The sequence below is a fragment of the Sphingomonas sp. genome, assembly GCF_965200135.1.
GTDB lineage: Bacteria > Pseudomonadota > Alphaproteobacteria > Sphingomonadales > Sphingomonadaceae > Sphingomonas.
On record NZ_CBDATK010000007.1, the window covers coordinates 451,735 to 468,650 of the forward strand.

At 70.1% G+C, this 16,916-nt stretch carries 20 protein-coding genes; 8 read left to right on the forward strand and 12 right to left on the reverse strand.

Annotation, left to right across the window (positions count from 1 at the left end):
• Positions 1 to 118: 118 nt before the first annotated feature.
• From ACOFKS_RS10380 to ACOFKS_RS10395, 4 genes are read left to right on the forward strand one after another with little or no spacing between them, the layout of a single operon-like run.
• Positions 119 to 727, forward strand: a complete 609-nt coding sequence (locus ACOFKS_RS10380; protein WP_419809158.1) for a TetR/AcrR family transcriptional regulator — start codon at positions 119 to 121, stop codon at positions 725 to 727.
• 35 nt (positions 728 to 762) lie between these two features.
• Entirely contained in the window at positions 763 to 1,827 is a 1,065-nt protein-coding gene (locus ACOFKS_RS10385; RefSeq protein ID WP_419809159.1) for a phosphoesterase, read from the forward strand.
• Positions 1,824 to 2,966: a UV DNA damage repair endonuclease UvsE gene (gene uvsE / locus ACOFKS_RS10390; RefSeq protein ID WP_419809160.1), complete on the forward strand. Its 1,143-nt coding sequence runs from the start codon at positions 1,824 to 1,826 to the stop codon at positions 2,964 to 2,966. The genes ACOFKS_RS10385 and uvsE overlap by 4 nt, the downstream gene beginning before the upstream one ends.
• 43 nt (positions 2,967 to 3,009) lie before the next feature.
• Positions 3,010 to 3,777: a Crp/Fnr family transcriptional regulator gene (locus tag ACOFKS_RS10395; RefSeq protein ID WP_419809161.1), complete on the forward strand. Its 768-nt coding sequence runs from the start codon at positions 3,010 to 3,012 to the stop codon at positions 3,775 to 3,777.
• Here ACOFKS_RS10395 and ACOFKS_RS10400 read toward each other — a convergent pair whose 3' ends face one another.
• The 11 genes from ACOFKS_RS10400 to ACOFKS_RS10450 all read right to left on the reverse strand — a co-directional run bounded on the left by ACOFKS_RS10400 (position 3,778) and on the right by ACOFKS_RS10450 (position 13,319).
• A complete protein-coding gene (locus ACOFKS_RS10400; RefSeq protein WP_419809162.1) occupies positions 3,778 to 4,782 on the reverse strand; it encodes a cell wall hydrolase in 1,005 nt (334 codons plus the stop codon).
• Positions 4,783 to 4,864: 82 nt separating this feature from the next.
• Positions 4,865 to 5,065, reverse strand: a complete 201-nt coding sequence (locus ACOFKS_RS10405; RefSeq protein ID WP_419809163.1) for a hypothetical protein — start codon at positions 5,063 to 5,065, stop codon at positions 4,865 to 4,867.
• Positions 5,062 to 6,198: a tRNA guanosine(34) transglycosylase Tgt gene (gene tgt / locus ACOFKS_RS10410; RefSeq protein WP_419809164.1), complete on the reverse strand. Its 1,137-nt coding sequence runs from the start codon at positions 6,196 to 6,198 to the stop codon at positions 5,062 to 5,064. The genes ACOFKS_RS10405 and tgt overlap by 4 nt, the downstream gene beginning before the upstream one ends.
• A 248-nt stretch (positions 6,199 to 6,446) precedes the next feature.
• Entirely contained in the window at positions 6,447 to 6,947 is a 501-nt protein-coding gene (locus ACOFKS_RS10415) for an EF-hand domain-containing protein (protein WP_419809165.1), read from the reverse strand.
• 2 nt (positions 6,948 to 6,949) lie between these two features.
• Complete coding sequence (gene queA / locus ACOFKS_RS10420) at positions 6,950 to 7,981, reverse strand: tRNA preQ1(34) S-adenosylmethionine ribosyltransferase-isomerase QueA (RefSeq protein ID WP_419809166.1); 1,032 nt, start codon at positions 7,979 to 7,981, stop codon at positions 6,950 to 6,952.
• A 132-nt stretch (positions 7,982 to 8,113) separates the two neighbouring features.
• A complete protein-coding gene (locus tag ACOFKS_RS10425; RefSeq protein ID WP_419809167.1) occupies positions 8,114 to 8,845 on the reverse strand; it encodes a peptidylprolyl isomerase in 732 nt (243 codons plus the stop codon).
• A gap of 107 nt (positions 8,846 to 8,952) precedes the next feature.
• Positions 8,953 to 9,453, reverse strand: coding sequence for a pantetheine-phosphate adenylyltransferase (gene coaD, locus ACOFKS_RS10430; RefSeq protein ID WP_419809168.1), 501 nt, complete (start codon positions 9,451 to 9,453; stop codon positions 8,953 to 8,955).
• Positions 9,450 to 10,316, reverse strand: a complete 867-nt coding sequence (locus tag ACOFKS_RS10435; protein ID WP_419809169.1) for a polyprenyl synthetase family protein — start codon at positions 10,314 to 10,316, stop codon at positions 9,450 to 9,452. Before ACOFKS_RS10435 ends, coaD begins: the two co-directional genes overlap by 4 nt.
• Positions 10,317 to 10,338: 22 nt before the next feature.
• Complete coding sequence (locus ACOFKS_RS10440) at positions 10,339 to 10,578, reverse strand: exodeoxyribonuclease VII small subunit (protein ID WP_419809170.1); 240 nt, start codon at positions 10,576 to 10,578, stop codon at positions 10,339 to 10,341.
• 91 nt (positions 10,579 to 10,669) lie between these two features.
• Positions 10,670 to 12,991, reverse strand: coding sequence for an ATP-dependent Clp protease ATP-binding subunit ClpA (gene clpA / locus ACOFKS_RS10445; protein ID WP_419809171.1), 2,322 nt, complete (start codon positions 12,989 to 12,991; stop codon positions 10,670 to 10,672).
• 133 nt (positions 12,992 to 13,124) lie between these two features.
• Positions 13,125 to 13,319: a DUF1192 domain-containing protein gene (locus tag ACOFKS_RS10450; RefSeq protein WP_419809172.1), complete on the reverse strand. Its 195-nt coding sequence runs from the start codon at positions 13,317 to 13,319 to the stop codon at positions 13,125 to 13,127.
• A 66-nt stretch (positions 13,320 to 13,385) separates the two neighbouring features.
• Here ACOFKS_RS10450 and ACOFKS_RS10455 point away from each other — a divergent pair, with 66 nt between their 5' ends.
• The 3 genes from ACOFKS_RS10455 (at position 13,386) to ACOFKS_RS10465 (ending at position 15,444) form a co-directional block, all read left to right on the forward strand.
• Positions 13,386 to 14,384 carry an NAD(P)H-quinone oxidoreductase gene (locus tag ACOFKS_RS10455; RefSeq protein ID WP_419809173.1) on the forward strand — a complete coding sequence of 333 codons (999 nt, stop codon included), beginning with the start codon at positions 13,386 to 13,388 and terminating at the stop codon, positions 14,382 to 14,384.
• Positions 14,385 to 14,501: 117 nt separating this feature from the next.
• Complete coding sequence (locus ACOFKS_RS10460; RefSeq protein ID WP_419809174.1) at positions 14,502 to 14,873, forward strand: GIY-YIG nuclease family protein; 372 nt, start codon at positions 14,502 to 14,504, stop codon at positions 14,871 to 14,873.
• Positions 14,874 to 14,892: 19 nt separating this feature from the next.
• Positions 14,893 to 15,444 (forward strand): hypothetical protein, encoded by a 552-nt coding sequence (locus tag ACOFKS_RS10465; protein WP_419809175.1) that lies wholly within the window; start codon positions 14,893 to 14,895, stop codon positions 15,442 to 15,444.
• A gap of 39 nt (positions 15,445 to 15,483) precedes the next feature.
• Here the strand turns inward: ACOFKS_RS10465 and ACOFKS_RS10470 are convergent, their stop codons facing one another.
• Positions 15,484 to 15,741 carry a hypothetical protein gene (locus ACOFKS_RS10470; RefSeq protein ID WP_419809176.1) on the reverse strand — a complete coding sequence of 86 codons (258 nt, stop codon included), beginning with the start codon at positions 15,739 to 15,741 and terminating at the stop codon, positions 15,484 to 15,486.
• A 217-nt stretch (positions 15,742 to 15,958) separates the two neighbouring features.
• On the opposite strand from ACOFKS_RS10470, the gene ACOFKS_RS10475 reads away from it, so the two are divergent.
• Positions 15,959 to 16,633, forward strand: coding sequence for a cell cycle transcriptional regulator TrcR (locus ACOFKS_RS10475; RefSeq protein ID WP_419809177.1), 675 nt, complete (start codon positions 15,959 to 15,961; stop codon positions 16,631 to 16,633).
• The last annotated feature ends 283 nt before the right edge of the window (positions 16,634 to 16,916 follow it).

Consider the following 16,916-nt stretch of genomic DNA (forward strand, 5'->3'; position numbering starts at 1 on the left):
TCGCAAAGACGGTTTCATTACAATGCTGTAATGGTTAACGCCTTTCCGTTCGACGCCGCGATGGTCGCGGCGTCGACGGGAGGCCCGCGTGGCAACTGAGACGCCGACTTCCAAACCAGTGCCGAAACCCGTTCGCCGTACCCAGGCGGAGCGTAGCGCGTCGACCCGCGCGCGCATCCTGAAGGCGGCGGTCGATTGCCTGTTCAAACAGGGCTATGGCGCGACGACGACCGTGTCCGTCGCCGCCAGCGCGAAGGTCAGTCGCGGCGCGATGCTGCATCATTTTCCGTCCAAGGCGGACCTGATGCTGGCGACGCTCGCCCATTCGCTGCAACTGGACGCGGCGAACTTCGTCAAGGAGTCGCACAAGATCGGCGATCGATGGGAGCGATATGCAGCCCTGCCGGATCTGCGGCTCGCCGCCGGGCTGCAGCCCGCCGGCGTCGCGTTCATGGAGATCATGGTCGGCGCGCGCAGCGACGAGGCGCTCCGGTCGCGCTTCGGCGAGTTTCAGCAGCAGCTCAACTCCCGCACCGCGTCGCGGATGACCGAATCGGCGGAGGAAGCCGGCGTCAAATCGACCGCGCGCGACCGTGCGGTGTCGCGCGCGGTGACGCTCGCGATCTTCGGCATCGCCATCCAGAAGCAGGTGCTGCCCGACATCGACACCGAAGAGGTGCTCGAAGTGCTCCGCGAGCTCAAGCTGAGCGCGATGGAGCGCGCCTGAGCGGACCCGGAGCCGACGCCGGTCGTTAGACGGGGGTGATCGGCGCGCTTTCCCAACACACGGACCCCGGCATCTCCGCTCGTGCGGCGTTCGCCAAGGCGCTGGCAGGGTTCGACCGCGACCGCGCGATCGTCGTGCTCGGCCATTTCGATGCGGACGGGCTGGTCGCGATCGCGATCCTCGTCCGCGCGTTGCGACACGCCGGCTGGCAGGCCGAGCCGCGTGTCACCGGCAAGGGCGAGACGCCGTGGGACGACGCCTTCGCCGCCTCGCTGGGTACGCCCGGCGGGCTGATCGTCGCCGACCTCGGCACCAGGCCGGACGCGGTCCGTCCGGGCGTGCCGACGGTGGTGATCGACCATCACCTGCCGACGGGCACGCCGGCGGAGGCCATCACGATCAGCGGCAACGGCCTGACGCCGGAACCGACCACGGCGCTGCTCGCGTGGTGGGCGGCAGGGGCGCTGGGCGATCAGGCCGACCTGCTCTGGCTCGCCGCACTCGGGCTGATCGGCGACATGGCGGACGAGCGCGGCTTTCCCGAGCTGGCCGAGGCGCAGGCGCGCTGGGGCAAGACGGCGCTGAAGGACGCGGTCAGCCTCGTCAACGCGCCCCGCCGCACCGCGACGGCCGACGCCTCTCCTGCCCTGCGATTGTTGCTGGCCGGCGACGGGCCGAAGGCGATCACCAAGGGCGACGGTGCCGACGCGCGGGCGCTGGTCGCCGCCAAGGCGGAGGTGCGCGAGGCGGTCGAGGCGGCACGGCGCGTCGCGCCGAAGGTGCGCGGCGACGTGGCGCTGATCCGGTTCGCCTCGCCATGTCAGATCCACCCGCTGATCGCGCAGCAATGGCGCGGGCGGCTGAAGGACAAGATCGTGATCGCCGCCAACACCGGGTATCGCGACGACTGGGTCCATTTCGCGACGCGCTCGGCACGGGGCGAGAACCTGGTCGACTTCCTGGCCGGCCATCGCCCGCCCGGTGCCGACTCCCGCTATGGCAACGGCCACGCCCAGGCCACCGGCGGTGCGCTCCGCCACGGCGACTGGAACGCCTTCGTGACCGGGCTCGGCTTTCCCGAAGAACAGGTGCCCGCATGAGCAGACCGCTACGCCTCGGCTTCCCCGTCAAGGTGATGGGGCGACCCGACCTGAAGTCGCAGGATACGCGACGGTGGCAAAAGGGGCCGCACCTCAAATGCTCGCTGGAGCTGCTCGATCGCGTGCTCGACTATCTCGCGAAGGAGAAGCTCGACATGTACCGGCTGTCGTCGGACATCGCGCCCTATGCGACCCATCCCGGCATGCCGCAGTTCCATTCGATGGTCGCCGACAGCGATGCCGAGCTGCGCGCGTTCGGGGCGAAGGCGAAGGCGCTCGACATCCGCCTGTCGTTCCACCCGTCGCAGTATGTTCTGCTCAACTCCCCCGATCCGGCACTGACGCGCAAGAGCATCTGGGACCTGTCGAGCCAGGCGGAGATGCTCGACCGGATGGAGCTGAACGACGAGGCGGTGATGGTCACCCATGTCGGCGGTGTCTACGACGACCGCGAGGCGAGCCGCGCGCGCTGGATCGCTGGCTATGAGCAATGCCCCAAGCATGTGCAGCGCCGCATCGTGCTGGAGAACGACGACATCCGCTTTTCCGCCGCCGACGCGCTGTGGATTCAGGAGCGGACGGGCGTGCGGTTGATCTTCGATTACCAGCATTTCTGGTGCCTCAACCCGGAGCGGCTGGAGATGCGCGATACGCTGGAGCGTTTCCTGGCGAGCTGGCCGGTGGGCGTGCGGCCGAAGATTCACTTCTCCAGCCCGCGCACCGAGCTGCGCGAGGTGAAGCGCAAGATCACCGCGAAGGAGCGCGCAGCGGGCAAGGGTGCGAAGAAGGGCGAGCTGCTCAAGGCGCCGGTCAAGGCGACCGCGCGGATCAAGACGGTGCTGTTGCCGCCGATCTGGACCGGGCATGCCGACTTCACCAACCCGTTCGAGTTCGCTACCTTCATGCGGACGGCGGCGGGGCTGGAGTTCGACGTGATGATGGAGGGGAAGTCCAAGGACCTGTCGCTGCTGCGGCTGCGCCCCGACCTGCTCCGCTATGCGCCCGACGTGGCGGCGCGGTTCGGGATCACGCAGGCCGACGCGGCGGCGCTGGCAGCGGACGAGGCGACGCTGGAACGGGGCGTCGCGGCCGAGCAAGAGGCAGACGTCGACGAGGGGATGCAACTTGCAGCAGAGTGAGCGCGCTTGCGCGCCCGGCACCGCTGCTCCTACACCGGGCCGGATGAGGGGCGGGTCGGAGGTAATGACACGGATGCGGCAGAGCGCGCTGGTAAGTCGGCTGGAGCAGTATCTGCCGCTGACGACCGACGAACGCGACGCGCTGGACTGGGCGGAGCGGCGCGAGCTGCGCTTTTCGGCGGGGCAGCTGCTGATGGAGCAGGATCGCCCCAACGAGATGCTCTATATCGTCCAGCAAGGCTGGACGCACTCGGCGCGACGGCTGGTGACGGGCAGCCGGCAGATCCTGTCGTTTCACTATGCCGGCGATCTGGTCGGCACGTCGAGCATCGCCTGGAGCCTGGCGACCAACACGGTTACCGCGGTCAGCGACGTGATCGTCTCCGAACTGTCGAAGCCGCAGCTCGGCCGCATCTTCAAGGCGCAGCCGCGGCTGGCGGGGGCGCTCTATGCGATCGCCGCGGCCGAATATGTCGCAATCGGCGATCGTCTGACCTCGATCGGTCGGATGGGCGCGGAGGAGCGGCTGGCGCTGCTGCTGCTCGACATCATCGCCCGGCTGCGGGTGACGGCGGGCGGCGTGGTCGACTCGTTCGACCTGCCGTTGACGCAGCAGGACATCGGCGACGCCGTCGGGCTGACCAAGGTCCATGTCAGCCGGACGCTGGGCGACATGGAACGGCGCGGCCTGATCGAACGCAACGGCCGTCGCATCCGCCTGAAGGCCGAACGCGAGATGATCGCGCTGACCGGGTTCATCGATCGCTATGGCGTGATCGAGACCAACTGGGTTCCCGCCCCGGAGTTCTGATTACAGCGGCTTGCCCGAGTCCCGCCAGCGGTCGAGGATCGGCGCGGCGGGGGGCAGGCGATCGTCGGGGGTCGGTGCCGCCGCCGCCACGCTCGACGCCTGAAACGGCGGCTGGATCGTCGAATAGGTCGGGCCCGAGGCGCTGGGTGCGATGGCGATGGCCGGCGCCATCGGTGCGACCACCGGCACATGCGGACCCGGCACGGGCTCGCCGCCGCGATAGGCTTGCGAAAAGGCGGCGGCGGTGCCCCAATAGCCTTTCCAGCGATGGAAGAAGTGCGCGCCGACGACGTCGGTCATCACCAGCGTGCGGTTCCACGCCGGGGTGACGGCGTAGGTGTGGTAATGCGTCGCCAGCCCGACCGGCGCGTAGACATAGCCCGCCAGCGCCGCCGCCGCGACCCGTGCCGCGCGCGTCCAGGCGGTCCGCGACGGCACTCGCGCCATTGCGCCGTCGCAGGCGAAGGAGAACTGGCAGCCGCCGCGCTCCGACCCCTGGTAGACGACGCCGCAGACCGTCGCGGGAAAGGCGGGGTGGCGGGCGCGGTTGAGGATGACCTGCGCCACCGCGCGCTGGCCGGCGTCGGGCTCGCTCGCGGCCTCGTAATAGATCGCATCCGCCAGGCATTGCAGCGCCCGGCCCCGGTCCAGCCCCGTCGCGGCGGCGGTGGAGAAGGGTCGGGCGGGGACGATGCCGGTCTCCGCCGCGACCAGCGCCTGCGCCTGGGCGGCCGAGACGGGGAGCGGCGGCAGCTCGATCGTGCCGGTCGCGCCGGCGGGAGCGGGGGCCGGAGCGTCCGCGAGATAGAGTGCGGCCGCACCGGGAAAGTGATCCTGCGCCTCGTAACCGACCGGGATGATCGCAGCGGCGGCGGTGGCCGGGTGGGAGGCCAGCGCCCGCCACGCCGCACCAGTCGCCATCGCGCCGCTCAGCCCGAGCAGCCCCAGCGCCGCCACCAGCCAGCCGCGCAGGACGGCACGGGTCGAGGAGAGGGCGCGCCGCATCGCGGCGGCGCATAGCCCGATGGCCCTTACGATTCCGCTGTCGTTTGCGCCCCGTCCCGCGCCGGGACGGGGCGGCGGGTCGTCAATCTTCGTCCTGCCCGCCGCGGCTCTGCGCGAACAGCACCGCCGCGGCGATCGCCGCCGAGCCGATGCCCGCGGCCAGCCCGATCTTGGCGAGCGGCCAGTTCTTCGTCTTCGCCGCCACCGCGCGCTCGGCGGCGCGGGCGTGCGCCTTGACCTCCGCCAGGATCTCGTTGGGGGCGTCGTCGGTCTGGTCGGTCACGCTTTCTCTCCTTCGTACTCGGTGCGGAACCGGTCCGCGAACGTCGTCAGGCCGCCGCGCTCGATCGCGGCGCGCAGGTCGGCCATCAACGCTTCGTAGAACCAGATGTTGTGTTCCGTCATCAACATCGCGCCCAGTATCTCGCCCGCGCGGACGAGATGGTGGAGATAGGCGCGGCTCCACGTCGCGCAGATGGGGCAGGCGCAGGCGGGGTCGAGCGGGCCGGTGTCCTCCGCGTGGCGGGCGTTGCGGATGTTGAGCGGGCCGTTGCGGGTGAACGCCTGGCCCGTCCGCCCCGAGCGGGTCGGCAGCACGCAGTCGAACATGTCGACGCCGCGCTCGACCGCGCCGACGATGTCGGTCGGCTTGCCGACGCCCATCAGGTAGCGGGGCCGGTCGACGGGGAGCTGGCCGGGGGCGAAGTCGAGGCAGGCGAACATCGCCGCCTGACCCTCGCCGACCGCCAGCCCGCCGATCGCATAGCCGTCGAAGCCGATGTCCATCAGCGCGTCGGCGCTGGACCGTCGCAGCCCCTCGTCGAGCGCGCCCTGCTGGATGCCGAACAGCGCCGCGCCCTCCGCATGCGTGCCGCCCGCGTCGAAGGCGGCGCGCGACCGGACGGCCCAGCGCATCGAGCGCTCCATCGCGGCGGCCTGAACCTCCGGGGTCGAGGTGGTCGGGACCAGCTCGTCGAACGCCATGACGATGTCCGAGCCGAGCAGCCGCTGCACCTCGATCGAGCGCTCCGGGCTGAGCAGATGCCGGCTGCCGTCGAGGTGCGACTTGAACGACACGCCCTCCTCGGAGCGCTTCGTGAGGTCGGCGAGGCTCATCACCTGATAGCCGCCGCTGTCGGTCAGGATCGGGCGGTCCCAGCCCATCAGCGCGTGCAGCCCGCCCAGCCGTGCGACGCGCTCGGCGCCCGGCCGCAGCATGAGGTGATAGGTGTTGCCGAGGATGATGTCGGCGCCCGATGCGGCGACGTCGGCGGGCTTCATCGCCTTGACGGTGGCGGCGGTGCCGACCGGCATGAACGCCGGCGTGCGGATCGTGCCGCGCCGCATCGCGATCGCGCCGGTGCGGGCGCGGCCGTCGGTGTGATGGATGGCGAAGTCGAAGCGGGGGCGCGTCACCCGCCGCCGCTTGCCGGGGCGGGTCCCGCCTGTCCACCCTCGGCGGCGGGGCGGAGCCGGCCGACGGTGCCGGGTGTGTCGCGACCTGCGTCCGTTCGCCGTCGTGGCGGGGTCAAAGGTGACGAAAGGTTGTACCCAAAACGCATCGCCGTGCGGCGGCGGTTCCCGGCGTCGAGACAAGCGTACCGGCGGTGTCAAAGAGTGACCACGGCCATGCGCCATCCGCGCGCTTGTAGGACAGGCCCTTGCTACCGCGGTGGCGGCTGCCCGCCGGGGATGCGTTCGCCGCGACGCTTGCCCTTGCCGGGCTCGCCGGTCGCATAGGCGCGGATCGTCAGCGCCTCGGGGCGGGTGACCGCGCCGTCGCCGTTCTTGTCGAGCCGCGAGAAGAGCTTGCCGAACTGCGCCTGCAACTCATCGAGCGAGATGCGGTTGTCGCCGTCGCGATCGACCTCGAACGGACTAGGCAAGGCTCCCTGATCGCCCAGCCATTTCGTCTGCCAGGCGGCATAGTCGAGATAGCCGATCGTCGCCGCACCGGCGGGAAAGCCGTGCTGGATGCAGGCGTCGAGCTCGGTGCGCGTGGTGCGGCCGTCGGCATCGGTGTCGCAGGCGACGATCAGCATCGCGGCGGGCTCCACCACCAGCGTCGCGGGCACCTGTGCGTTCGGCCGCCCCGGCGCGACGACGCGGACGTCGGCGGCGGGCGCTTCTTGCGCGAGGAGCAGCAGCAGGGCGGCGAGCGGCATGGTCATGGCTCCGGCAACAGCAACGAGGCGTCGCCATAGCTGTAGAAACGATATCCCGCCTGAACGGCATGGGCATAGGCCGCCTGCATCCGCTCTCGCCCCATCAACGCCGATACCAGCATGAACAGCGTCGAACGCGGCAGGTGGAAGTTGGTGAGGAGGCCGTCGATGCCGCGGAAGCGATAGCCGGGCGCGATGAAGATGCGGGTGTCGCCCTCGAACGCGGCGATCGTGCCGTCCTCGCGCGCGGCGCTCTCGATCAGGCGGAGCGACGTGGTGCCGACCGCGATCACCCGGCCCCCGGCGGCGCGGACGGCGTTGAGTCGCGCGGCGACGGCGGCGTCGAGGCGGCCCCATTCGGCGTGCATGCGGTGATCGGCGGTGTCGTCGGCCTTGACGGGCAGGAAGGTGCCGGCGCCGACATGGAGGGTGAGGGTGACGTGCTCGACGCCGGCCGCCGCGAGCGACGCCATCAGCGCGGGCGTGAAGTGGAGCGCGGCGGTGGGGGCGGCGACCGCGCCCGGCTGGTCCGCGAACATCGTCTGATAGTCGGCGGCGTCCCGAGCGTCGGTCGGGCGGCGTGCGGCGATGTAGGGCGGCAGCGGCATGTGGCCGGCTCGCTCCAGCAGCAGCTCGACCGGCTCTTCGCCCGCGAAGGTCAGCAGCCAGCTGCCGTCGTCGTCGCGCCGGGTGGCGGTGGCGGTCACGTCGCTGCCGAAGTCGATCGCGTCGCCGTCGCGCAGGCGGCGGCCGTTGCGGATGAAGGCGCGCCAGCTGCGCGTGCCCTCGCGTTTGTGGAGCGTCGCGCCGATCTTCGCGTCGCCGCGTCGGCCCTCGAGCCGGGCGGGAATGACGCGGGTGTCGTTGAAGACGAGCAGGTCGCCGGGCCGGAGCGCGTCGGCGAGGTCGCCGACGTGGCGATCCGCCGTCGTTGCGCCGTCGAGCACGAGCAGGCGCGCGGCGTCGCGTGGCGATGCGGGCCGGAGCGCGATGCGATCGGCGGGGAGGTCGAAGTCGAAAAGGTCGACGTTCATGGGGTCGCGATCGTTACCCGCCGCTCATTCGTCATCCCCGCGGAGGCGGCGGGCTTGATGCGGCGGTTTCGAGTGGGGTCATGGGCGGGAGATGGGTCCCCGTTTTCGCGGGGATGACGGAGAGCGCGACGATCAGCGGGCGGAGCGGCGGCGGGCCGGTGCCGTGCGGCGGGCCGGAGCGCGGGTCGTTGGGGCGGGCTTCGGCGCGGCGACGGCGGGGCCGGTGGGCAGCAGCGCGGGCGTCGCGGGCAGCGCTGCGGCCGGCGGCGGCGCGGGCTGATAGGCCGGCGGGTTGTCGGCGAGCACATAGGCGTGGACGATGCGGCTCGGGTTCGCGGGCGGCTCGCCGCGCTCGATCGCGTCGACATACTGCATGCCGTCGATCACGCGACCGAACACGGTGTACTTCTTGTCGAGCTGGAAGCGCGGCTGAAAGACGATGAAGAACTGCGAATTGGCGCTGTTCGGGTCGTCGGCGCGCGCCGCCGACACGGCACCGCGAACGTGCGGCAGATAATTGTACTCGCTCGGCAGATTGGGCAGCGTCGAGCCGCCGGTGCCGTCGCCCTTGGGGTCGCCGCCCTGCGCCATGAAGCCGTCAATGACGCGGTGAAAGGTGAGGCCGTCGTAGAAATGCTGTCGCGCCAGCGTCTTGATCCGCTCCACCGTCTTGGGCGCGACGTCGGGCCGCAGCCAGATGGTGACGCGCCCGCCGGTCGACAGGTCGAGCAGCAGGATGTTCTGCGGATCGGTCGGCGAGGCGGGTTCGGCGCGACCGGCGGTGGTCGGGTCGACGATCTGCGCGGCCACGGCACCGGGCAACAGGACGGCGGCGAACGCGAACAGGGCGGCGAGGAAGCGCATGGGCAGGAACCTATCGGAAGACGCCGGCCTCCTAGAACGGAACGCCGATTGCGCCAAGATGAACGGCCGCGAGGTGGACGGCCATTGTGGCTCGGTGAAGGCAGGGTTCACTCGCCCCGGCGGCCGGTCTGCCCGATGCGGTCGAGCACCTCGGCGCGGACGCCCGGCGTCACGAACTTGGCGATGTCGCCGCCGAACAGCGCGATCTCCTTGACCAGCTTCGACGCGATCGGCTGCAACGCGGCGTCCGCCATCAGGAAGACGGTCTCGACGCGGTCGTTGAGCTGCTGGTTCATGCCCGCCATCTGATATTCATACTCGAAGTCGGCGACCGCGCGCAGGCCGCGGACGATGATCGAGGCACCCTCGCGGTCGGCGAAGTCCATCAGCAGCGAGTTGAACGACACCACCTCGATATCGCCGGACAGCGGTTCGACTTCGCGGCGCACGCTCGCCATCCGCTCGTCGACGGTGAACATCGGCGATTTGGAGGGGTTGGTGGTGACCCCGATCACCAGCCGGTCGACCAGCTTCGCGCCGCGCCGGATGATCGACAGGTGGCCCAGCGTGATGGGATCGAACGTGCCCGGATAGACGCCGATCCTCATCGATCCCGCTCCACTACATAGGCCGCGATCGCGCGGAGCAGGTCCGCCTCCTCGCCATAGGCGTGGAGGTGCTCGACTGCCTGCTCGGTCAGCATCCGGCACTGCGCGCGCGCGCGTTCGGGGCCGAGCAGCGAGAGGAAGGTCGCCTTGCGCGCATCGGCGTCCTTGCGGAGCCGCTTGCCGGCCGCGTCCTCGTCGCCCTCGGCATCGAGCAGGTCGTCGGCGATCTGGAAGGCGAGGCCGAGATCGTGGGCATAGCCGCGCAGGCCGGTGCGACCCTCCGGCGGGACATGGCCCAGGATGGCGCCCGCCTCCACCGACACGGCGATCAGCGCGCCGGTCTTCATCTGCTGGAGCCGGGTGATGCCGGTGAGGTCGAACGGCGTGGCGGCGGCGGCGAGGTCCATCGCCTGCCCGCCGGCCATCCCCGCCGGCCCCGACGCACGGGCGAGCGCCGCCACCAGCTCGGCACGGACGAAGGGATCGGGATGGACGTCGGCGTCGGCGAGCCATTCGAAGGCGAGCGCGTGGAGGCAGTCACCGGCCAGGATCGCGGTCGCCTCGCCATACGCCTTGTGCGCGGTCGGCTTGCCGCGACGCAGGTCGTCGTCGTCCATCGCCGGCAGGTCGTCGTGGATCAGCGAATAGACGTGGATCGCCTCGATCGCGGTGCCGACGCGCTCGCTGGCCTCGCGATCGACACCGTGGAGGTCGGCGGCGGCGGCGACGAGCAGCGGGCGCAGCCGCTTGCCGCCGCCGATCGCGGCGTGGCGCATGCAGCGATACAGGTCGGCGCGGGCGTCGTCCGGCACCGGCAGCAGCGCGTCGAAGTGCCGGTCCACCGCCGCCGCGATGGCGGCCATGGCATGCGCGAGGTCCGCCACGTCAGCCCGCGACGAAGGGCCGGGTGCCGGCCGGGCGACCGTCCGCATCGAGCCGGATCGCCTCGATCCGCGCCTGCGCCTGATCGAGCCGCTCGGCGCAGCGCGCGCGCAGCTTGTCGCCGCGCTCGTAGAGCCCGATCGACTTGTCCAGCGTCTCGTCACCGGTTTCCAGCCGATGGACGATCGCCTCCAGCTCCTTCAGCGCGTCTTCGAAAGAGAGGGTCTCGACCGGCGTATCCATCGCGTGGCGCTATGCGACACGCCCCGCCCGGTGGCAACCTCGTGCGGCAAAGACGCCCTCTCCCGCGACGGCGGGAGAGGGCGTCGCGTCTTCATTCCGTGACGGGCGCGACCTCGGCCTTGCCCTTCTTGCGGGGCTTTTTGGGCGGGGCGGGCTCGATCTCGAAGGACAACGCGCCGTCCTTCATCTTCACCGTGACCTCGCCGCCATGGACCAGCTTGCCGAACAACAGCTCCTCGGCGAGCGGCTGCTTGATCTTTTCCTGGATCAGCCGGCTCATCGGCCTGGCGCCGTAGAGCTTGTCGTAGCCCTTGTCGGTCAGCCACTTGCGCGATTCGTCGTCGAGCTGGATATGGACGTGGCGGTCCGCCAGCTGCAGTTCGAGCTGGAGGACGAACTTGTCCACCACGCGCGCGACGACCTCCGGCGGGAGGTAGCCGAACGGCACCACCGCATCGAGCCGATTGCGGAACTCGGGCGTGAACATCTTCTGCACCGCCTGCTCGTCCTCGCCCTCGCGCGTCAGATTGCCGAAGCCGACCGTCTCGCGCGCCATGTCGGACGCGCCCGCGTTGGTCGTCATGATGAGGATGACGTTGCGGAAGTCGACGGTCTTGCCGTGCTGATCGGTGAGGCGGCCGTTGTCCATCACCTGCAACAGGATGTTGAACAGGTCCGGATGCGCCTTTTCGATCTCGTCGAGCAGCAGGACGCAATGCGGCTGCTGATCGACCGCATCGGTCAGCAGGCCGCCCTGATCGAACCCGACATAGCCCGGCGGCGCACCGATCAGGCGGCTGACCGAGTGCCGCTCCATATACTCGCTCATGTCGAAGCGCTGGAGCGGGATGCCCAGGATCGCCGCGAGCTGCTTCGCCACCTCGGTCTTGCCGACGCCGGTCGGGCCGGTGAACAGGTAGTTGCCGATCGGCTTTTCCGGTTCGCGCAGGCCCGCCCGCGCCAGCTTGATCGCCGACGCCAGCTTCTCGATCGCCGCGTTCTGGCCGAACACGACACGCTTCAGGTCCGTCTCCAGCGTCGCCAGCGCGATCTTGTCGTCGCTCGACACCGACTTCGGCGGGATGCGCGCCATCGTCGCGATGACCTGTTCGATCTCGCGCGTGGTGATCGTCTTCTTGCGCTTGGGGGCAGGCACCAGCATCTGCATCGCGCCGACCTCGTCGATCACGTCGATCGCCTTGTCGGGCAGCTTGCGGTCGTTGATGTAGCGCGCCGACAGCTCGACCGCCGACTTGATCGCGTCGGGCGTGTATTTGACCTTGTGATGATCCTCGAACGCGGTGCGAAGCCCGGCGAGGATCTTGATCGTGTCCTCGATCGTCGGCTCGTTGACGTCGATCTTCTGGAACCGGCGCAGCAGCGCGCGGTCCTTTTCGAAGTGGTTGCGGAATTCCTTGTAGGTGGTCGAGCCGATGCAGCGGATGGTGCCCCCCGACAGCGCGGGCTTCAACAGGTTCGACGCATCCATCGCGCCGCCGCTGGTCGCGCCGGCACCGATCACGGTGTGGATCTCGTCGATGAAGAGCACCGCGTCGGGCAGCTTCTCCAGCTCGTTGACGACCGCCTTCAGCCGCTCCTCGAAGTCGCCGCGATAGCGCGTGCCCGCGAGCAGCGCGCCCATGTCGAGCGAATAGATGACCGCCGGCAACAGCACCTCGGGCACGTCGCCCTCGACGATCTTGCGCGCGAGACCCTCGGCGATCGCGGTCTTGCCGACGCCGGGGTCGCCGACATAGAGCGGGTTGTTCTTCGACCGGCGGCACAGGATCTGGACGGTGCGGTCCACCTCCGGCCCGCGGCCGATCAGCGGATCGACCTTGCCGTTCTTCGCCTTTTCGTTGAGGTCGACGCAGAACTGCTTGAGCGCGCTCTCGCCCTTTTCCTTGCCGCCGGCGCCCTTGGCGGGCTTCTCTTCCTCGGCCGCGCCCTTGGGCGTCGCGGCCTCGGCGGCGCCGCCCTTGCCGACGCCGTGGCTGATATAGCTGACCGCGTCGAGGCGGCTCATGTCCTGCTGCTGGAGGAAATAGACCGCATAGCTCTCGCGCTCGGAGAACAGGGCGACCAGCACGTTGGCGCCGGTCACCTCGTCGCGGCCCGACGACTGGACGTGGAGGATCGCGCGCTGGACGACGCGCTGGAAGCCGCTGGTCGGCGACGGGTCGGTCGAGGCCGAGACCTTGAGCGCGTCCAGTTCCGCGTCGAGATAATGCGCGACGGTGGTCTTCAGCTCGCCGAGATCGACGTTGCAGGCGGTCATCACCTTGGAGGCGTGCTCGTCGTCGATCAGCGCGAGCAGCAGATGCTCCAGCGTCGCATATTCGTGGCGGCGGCTGGACGCGGCTTCGAGCGCCTTGTGGAGCGTGGTCTCGAGCGCGGGGGCGAAAGAGGGCATGTTCTACTCCTGTCGGACCGACCGCCAAAGAACTGGGGGATGCGGGTCCGTCCACCCCAATGTCGGGATCGTGCAGGCCCGCATCAAGCGCCCAGGCGTCGCGCCGATGCGAGAGGCCCGGCGCCGAGGCACTCTATGGCCTGAATAGCGCGTCGGCGCTTGCGCGATGGTTAATGGCGCGTTCAATCTTTTGCCGGGCGCGGGCGATCTCGCCCTCCAGCGCGGCGATCCGCGCCTCCAGCTCCGCGACCGAGAGCGGGTCGAGGTCCTGGCGGACCAGCTGCGTCAGCAGGTCGGCGGGCCGGGGCTGGGCGTCTTCCAGGTCCATGTGCACGCAGCGTTGACCGGGCGCGCGACGCTGTCAATAACCGCCGCAACTTGGGGAGCGAACGGCATGGCGGTGCCATTGACGATGCAGGCGATCGATCCGGCCGAGCCGGGCGGGCCGGAGGTGCTCCGGCCGGTCGAGCGGCCGGTGCCGGTGCCCGGCGAGGGCGAGGTGCTGATCCGCGTCGCCGCCGCCGGGGTGAACCGCCCCGACGTGCTTCAGCGCAAGGGCGGGTATCCGCCGCCGCCGGGTGCGCCGTCCATCCCCGGCCTGGAAGTGGCGGGGGAGATCGTCGCGACGGGGACGGGCGTCGATACGGTGGTCGTCGGCCAGCCGGTCTGCGCGCTGCTCGCGGGCGGCGGTTATGCCGAATATGCCGTCGCGCCGTACGGCCAGTGCCTGCCGCTGCCCGAAGCGCTGAGCACGGTCGAGGGCGCGGCGCTGCCCGAAACGCTGTTCACCGTGTGGACCAACCTGTTCGAGCGCGCCTATGCGACCGAGGGCGACACGGTGCTGGTCCATGGCGGCACCAGCGGCATCGGCACGATGGCGATCGCATTGGGGCGGCTGTTCGGGCTGACGGTGATCGTCACCGCGGGATCGGACGAAAAATGCGCGGCGGCGGTGGCGCTGGGCGCGGCCCACGCGATCAACTATCGCACGGAGGACTTCGTCGCGCGGGTGAAGGAGGTGACCGGCGGGCGCGGGTGCCAGGCGGTGCTGGACATGGTCGGCGGCGACTACGTGCCGCGCAACCTTCAGTGCCTGGCCGATGACGGCCGCCACGTCTCGATCGCGGTGCAGGGCGGTGCGGTGGCGACGGTGCCGATCTTCGAGATCATGCGCCGCCGCCTGACGCTGACCGGCTCGACGCTGCGTCCGCGCGATGCGGCGTGGAAGGGGCTGGTCGCGGACGAGCTTCACCGTACGGTGTGGCCGCATGTCGAGGCCGGGCGGCTGAAGCCGGTGATCGACCGGAGCTTTCCGCTGGCGCAGGCGGCGGACGCGCACCGGCGGATGGAGGCAGGGGACCATGTGGGGAAGATCGTGCTGACGATGGGGTGAGGGGGGCTGTCTAACCATACCGCTGTGCCAACCCGCCCCTCCCTCCGTCATCCCCGCGAACGCGGGGATCCCGCTTATTCTTGAGAGGGCGATGTGAGCCGGCAGGGTTATATCTACATGATGGCCGACCGTTACCGGGGTGCGATCTACACTGGCGTCACGGCGACCCCGTTCCAGCGGATCTGCCAGCATCGCCACGGCGCCGGCTCGGATTTCTGCCGGCGCTACGGGCTCGGCCGGTTGGTCTACATCGAGGCGACGGAACTGATCGTCGATGCGATCGCGCGGGAAAAGGCGATCAAGAAGTGGCGACGGGCGTGGAAGATCGAGCTGATCGAGAAGGACAATCCGGAATGGCGCGACCTGTACGTCACGCTGCATGGGGGCGCCGAGGAGGAGCGGGATCCCCGCTTTCGCGGGGATGACGGAGGAGGCGGTCGAGCGGGCCAGCCTTTGGCGCGGGGGGATGACGGAAGGGATGCGGGATGACGACAAGGGGTGACGATACGTGACGACGGCAGAACACGAACCCCGCGAACCGGTGCGGCAGGTGTGGCACTTCGCGTTGCTGGCGCTGGTCGGCTTTATGGTGATCGCTTGTCTGGCGCTCTCGGGGCGGGCGCCGTTGCTGACGAGCTTCAACAACGTCGCGCCGGCCGGCCCGGTGCCGGCGGGGATCGTGCCGGATTACGGCGACGACTGGAGCGTCATTATCCATCGGTCGGACTGGAACGCGCGCGCCGCGACGCTGCTCGGGCGGACCGGCGAGGGCAACCCGCTGCGGATGGGGTGGGTGGTACGCGAGTGGAGCTTCCTGGGCCTGCCGCTGTTCGCGACGCGGCAAGGCGATCTCGCGGTCTTCAAGGAGGATAGCTATGGCTATCGACTGGCGGGACTGACCGAGGACCAGCGGGCCGCGATCGAGCGACGCGGCGGGCCGGGCTGGTTCCCGTTCTGGCGCCATTGCTGGGGCTGGATCGCGGTGGCGGCGGTCGCCGTGTTCGCCTGGGCGGAGCTGCGGTGGCAGGCGCGGCGTCGCGCGGTGCTGGGGATCATGTAGGGCGGGACCGGCACGCGGCCGGCCCCGCCGAACCGCGCTCTAGTTGCTGTCCGAGTCGTCGCCGTCCTTCGTCGCGACCAGCACGATCACCACCAGCGCGGCGAGCACGCCGATCGAGATCAGCGTCGAGGTGCCGACCTCCGCGCCGAGGGCGCTCCGGTTCGTCGACGGCGAGGCCGCGCGGCCGTGCGCGATCGACAGGCTGGCGGCCGGGTTGGCAACGGCGGCGGTCGCCGCGGTGGTCGTGGTCAGCATCGCCGCGACGGCGGCAGTGGCGAACAGCGTCTTGAAACGCATGGTGATGAACTCCCTTTGGTGCCCGTTGGGCTTACGCGCCCGATGCGCCCGCCCTCAACCCGTTGCGAATCGGCGGGTCGTCGGTGGCGATGCGAATAGCCGCCGCCTGTTGCGCGAAAGTGACAGCCCGCTTGCCCTTGCGCCCGGCCACGACTAGATCGGTGCCATGCAGGGCCGCTCCGGACAGGGGCGGCCGTTTTTATATCGGAGTTTCCGCATGGCCCAGCCGCTCATGCCTCACGCGACCGCTTCCTGGATGGTCGACAGCACCTCGCTCTCCTTCGAGCAGATCGCGGAGTTCTGCGGCCTCCACATCTTGGAGGTGCAGGCGATCGCCGACGATACCGCCGCGACCAAGCTGACCGGGCGCGACCCGATCCGCGCGCACGAGGTGACGCAGGAGGAAGTCGACAAGGCGCAGGCCGATCCGAATTACCGGATGCAGATGGTCAAGGGCCCCGAGCAGGTCCGCCGCACCAAGGGGCCGCGCTACACCCCGGTCTCCAAGCGCCAGGACAAGCCGGACGGCATCGCCTGGATCATCCGCAACCACCCGGAGATCACCGACGGCGCGATCTCGCTGCTGATCGGCACGACCCGCACGACGATCGCGGCGATCCGCGACAAGAGCCACTGGAACATGGCGAACATCACGCCGAAGGACCCGGTGACGCTGGGTCTGACGACGCAGCGCGAGCTGGACGCGGCCGTCGCCAAGGCGGCGAAGGCGGCGGGGATCGAGGCGCCGACCTCCGATCCGCGGCTGGAGGGCGATCGCGAGGCGCTGATCGGTCAGCTGCGTGCCGAGCGCGAGCAGGCCGCGCGCGACCTGGCGGCGGGCATCGCGCCGAAGTCGCAGGCCGACGCGCTGTTCGATCCGTTCCGGCGCTAGCGCACACGCGCGCAGCGCAGCGGCAAGCGGGTCGCGCAAGCCCGGCCGGCGGGTCGCGCTTGCGAACCGGTCCGACCCCCGCTTTCGCGGGGGCAGGCTGCGGCTTGGCGCGACGCTGACAGCCTCCGATCCGTAAATCCTCCCCGCTCGCGGGGAGGTGGCGTGCGAAGCGCGACGGAGGGGGCTGGCCACTAGCGACCTGCTCGCGGCGAGCCCCCTCCACCACCGCCGCTTCGCGCCGGCGGTCCCCCTCCCCGTGCCGGGGAGGATCTGAGTGACGCCT

What these genes read in the sequence shown, in the direction of transcription:
- uvsE (WP_419809160.1), top strand. Translation starts at nt 1,824, where the DNA reads ATGAGCAGACCGCTACGCCTCGGCTTCCCCGTCAAGGTGATGGGGCGA.
- ACOFKS_RS10395 (WP_419809161.1), top strand. Translation starts at nt 3,010, where the DNA reads ATGAGGGGCGGGTCGGAGGTAATGACACGGATGCGGCAGAGCGCGCTG.
- ACOFKS_RS10400 (WP_419809162.1), bottom strand. Translation starts at nt 4,782, where the DNA reads ATGCGGCGCGCCCTCTCCTCGACCCGTGCCGTCCTGCGCGGCTGGCTG.
- ACOFKS_RS10415 (WP_419809165.1), bottom strand. Translation starts at nt 6,947, where the DNA reads ATGCCGCTCGCCGCCCTGCTGCTGCTCCTCGCGCAAGAAGCGCCCGCC.
- queA (WP_419809166.1), bottom strand. Translation starts at nt 7,981, where the DNA reads ATGAACGTCGACCTTTTCGACTTCGACCTCCCCGCCGATCGCATCGCG.
- ACOFKS_RS10425 (WP_419809167.1), bottom strand. Translation starts at nt 8,845, where the DNA reads ATGCGCTTCCTCGCCGCCCTGTTCGCGTTCGCCGCCGTCCTGTTGCCC.
- coaD (WP_419809168.1), bottom strand. Translation starts at nt 9,453, where the DNA reads ATGAGGATCGGCGTCTATCCGGGCACGTTCGATCCCATCACGCTGGGC.
- ACOFKS_RS10435 (WP_419809169.1), bottom strand. Translation starts at nt 10,316, where the DNA reads ATGGCCGCCATCGCGGCGGCGGTGGACCGGCACTTCGACGCGCTGCTG.
- ACOFKS_RS10440 (WP_419809170.1), bottom strand. Translation starts at nt 10,578, where the DNA reads ATGGATACGCCGGTCGAGACCCTCTCTTTCGAAGACGCGCTGAAGGAG.
- clpA (WP_419809171.1), bottom strand. Translation starts at nt 12,991, where the DNA reads ATGCCCTCTTTCGCCCCCGCGCTCGAGACCACGCTCCACAAGGCGCTC.
- ACOFKS_RS10450 (WP_419809172.1), bottom strand. Translation starts at nt 13,319, where the DNA reads ATGGACCTGGAAGACGCCCAGCCCCGGCCCGCCGACCTGCTGACGCAG.
- ACOFKS_RS10455 (WP_419809173.1), top strand. Translation starts at nt 13,386, where the DNA reads ATGGCGGTGCCATTGACGATGCAGGCGATCGATCCGGCCGAGCCGGGC.
- ACOFKS_RS10460 (WP_419809174.1), top strand. Translation starts at nt 14,502, where the DNA reads ATGATGGCCGACCGTTACCGGGGTGCGATCTACACTGGCGTCACGGCG.
- ACOFKS_RS10470 (WP_419809176.1), bottom strand. Translation starts at nt 15,741, where the DNA reads ATGCGTTTCAAGACGCTGTTCGCCACTGCCGCCGTCGCGGCGATGCTG.
- ACOFKS_RS10475 (WP_419809177.1), top strand. Translation starts at nt 15,959, where the DNA reads ATGGCCCAGCCGCTCATGCCTCACGCGACCGCTTCCTGGATGGTCGAC.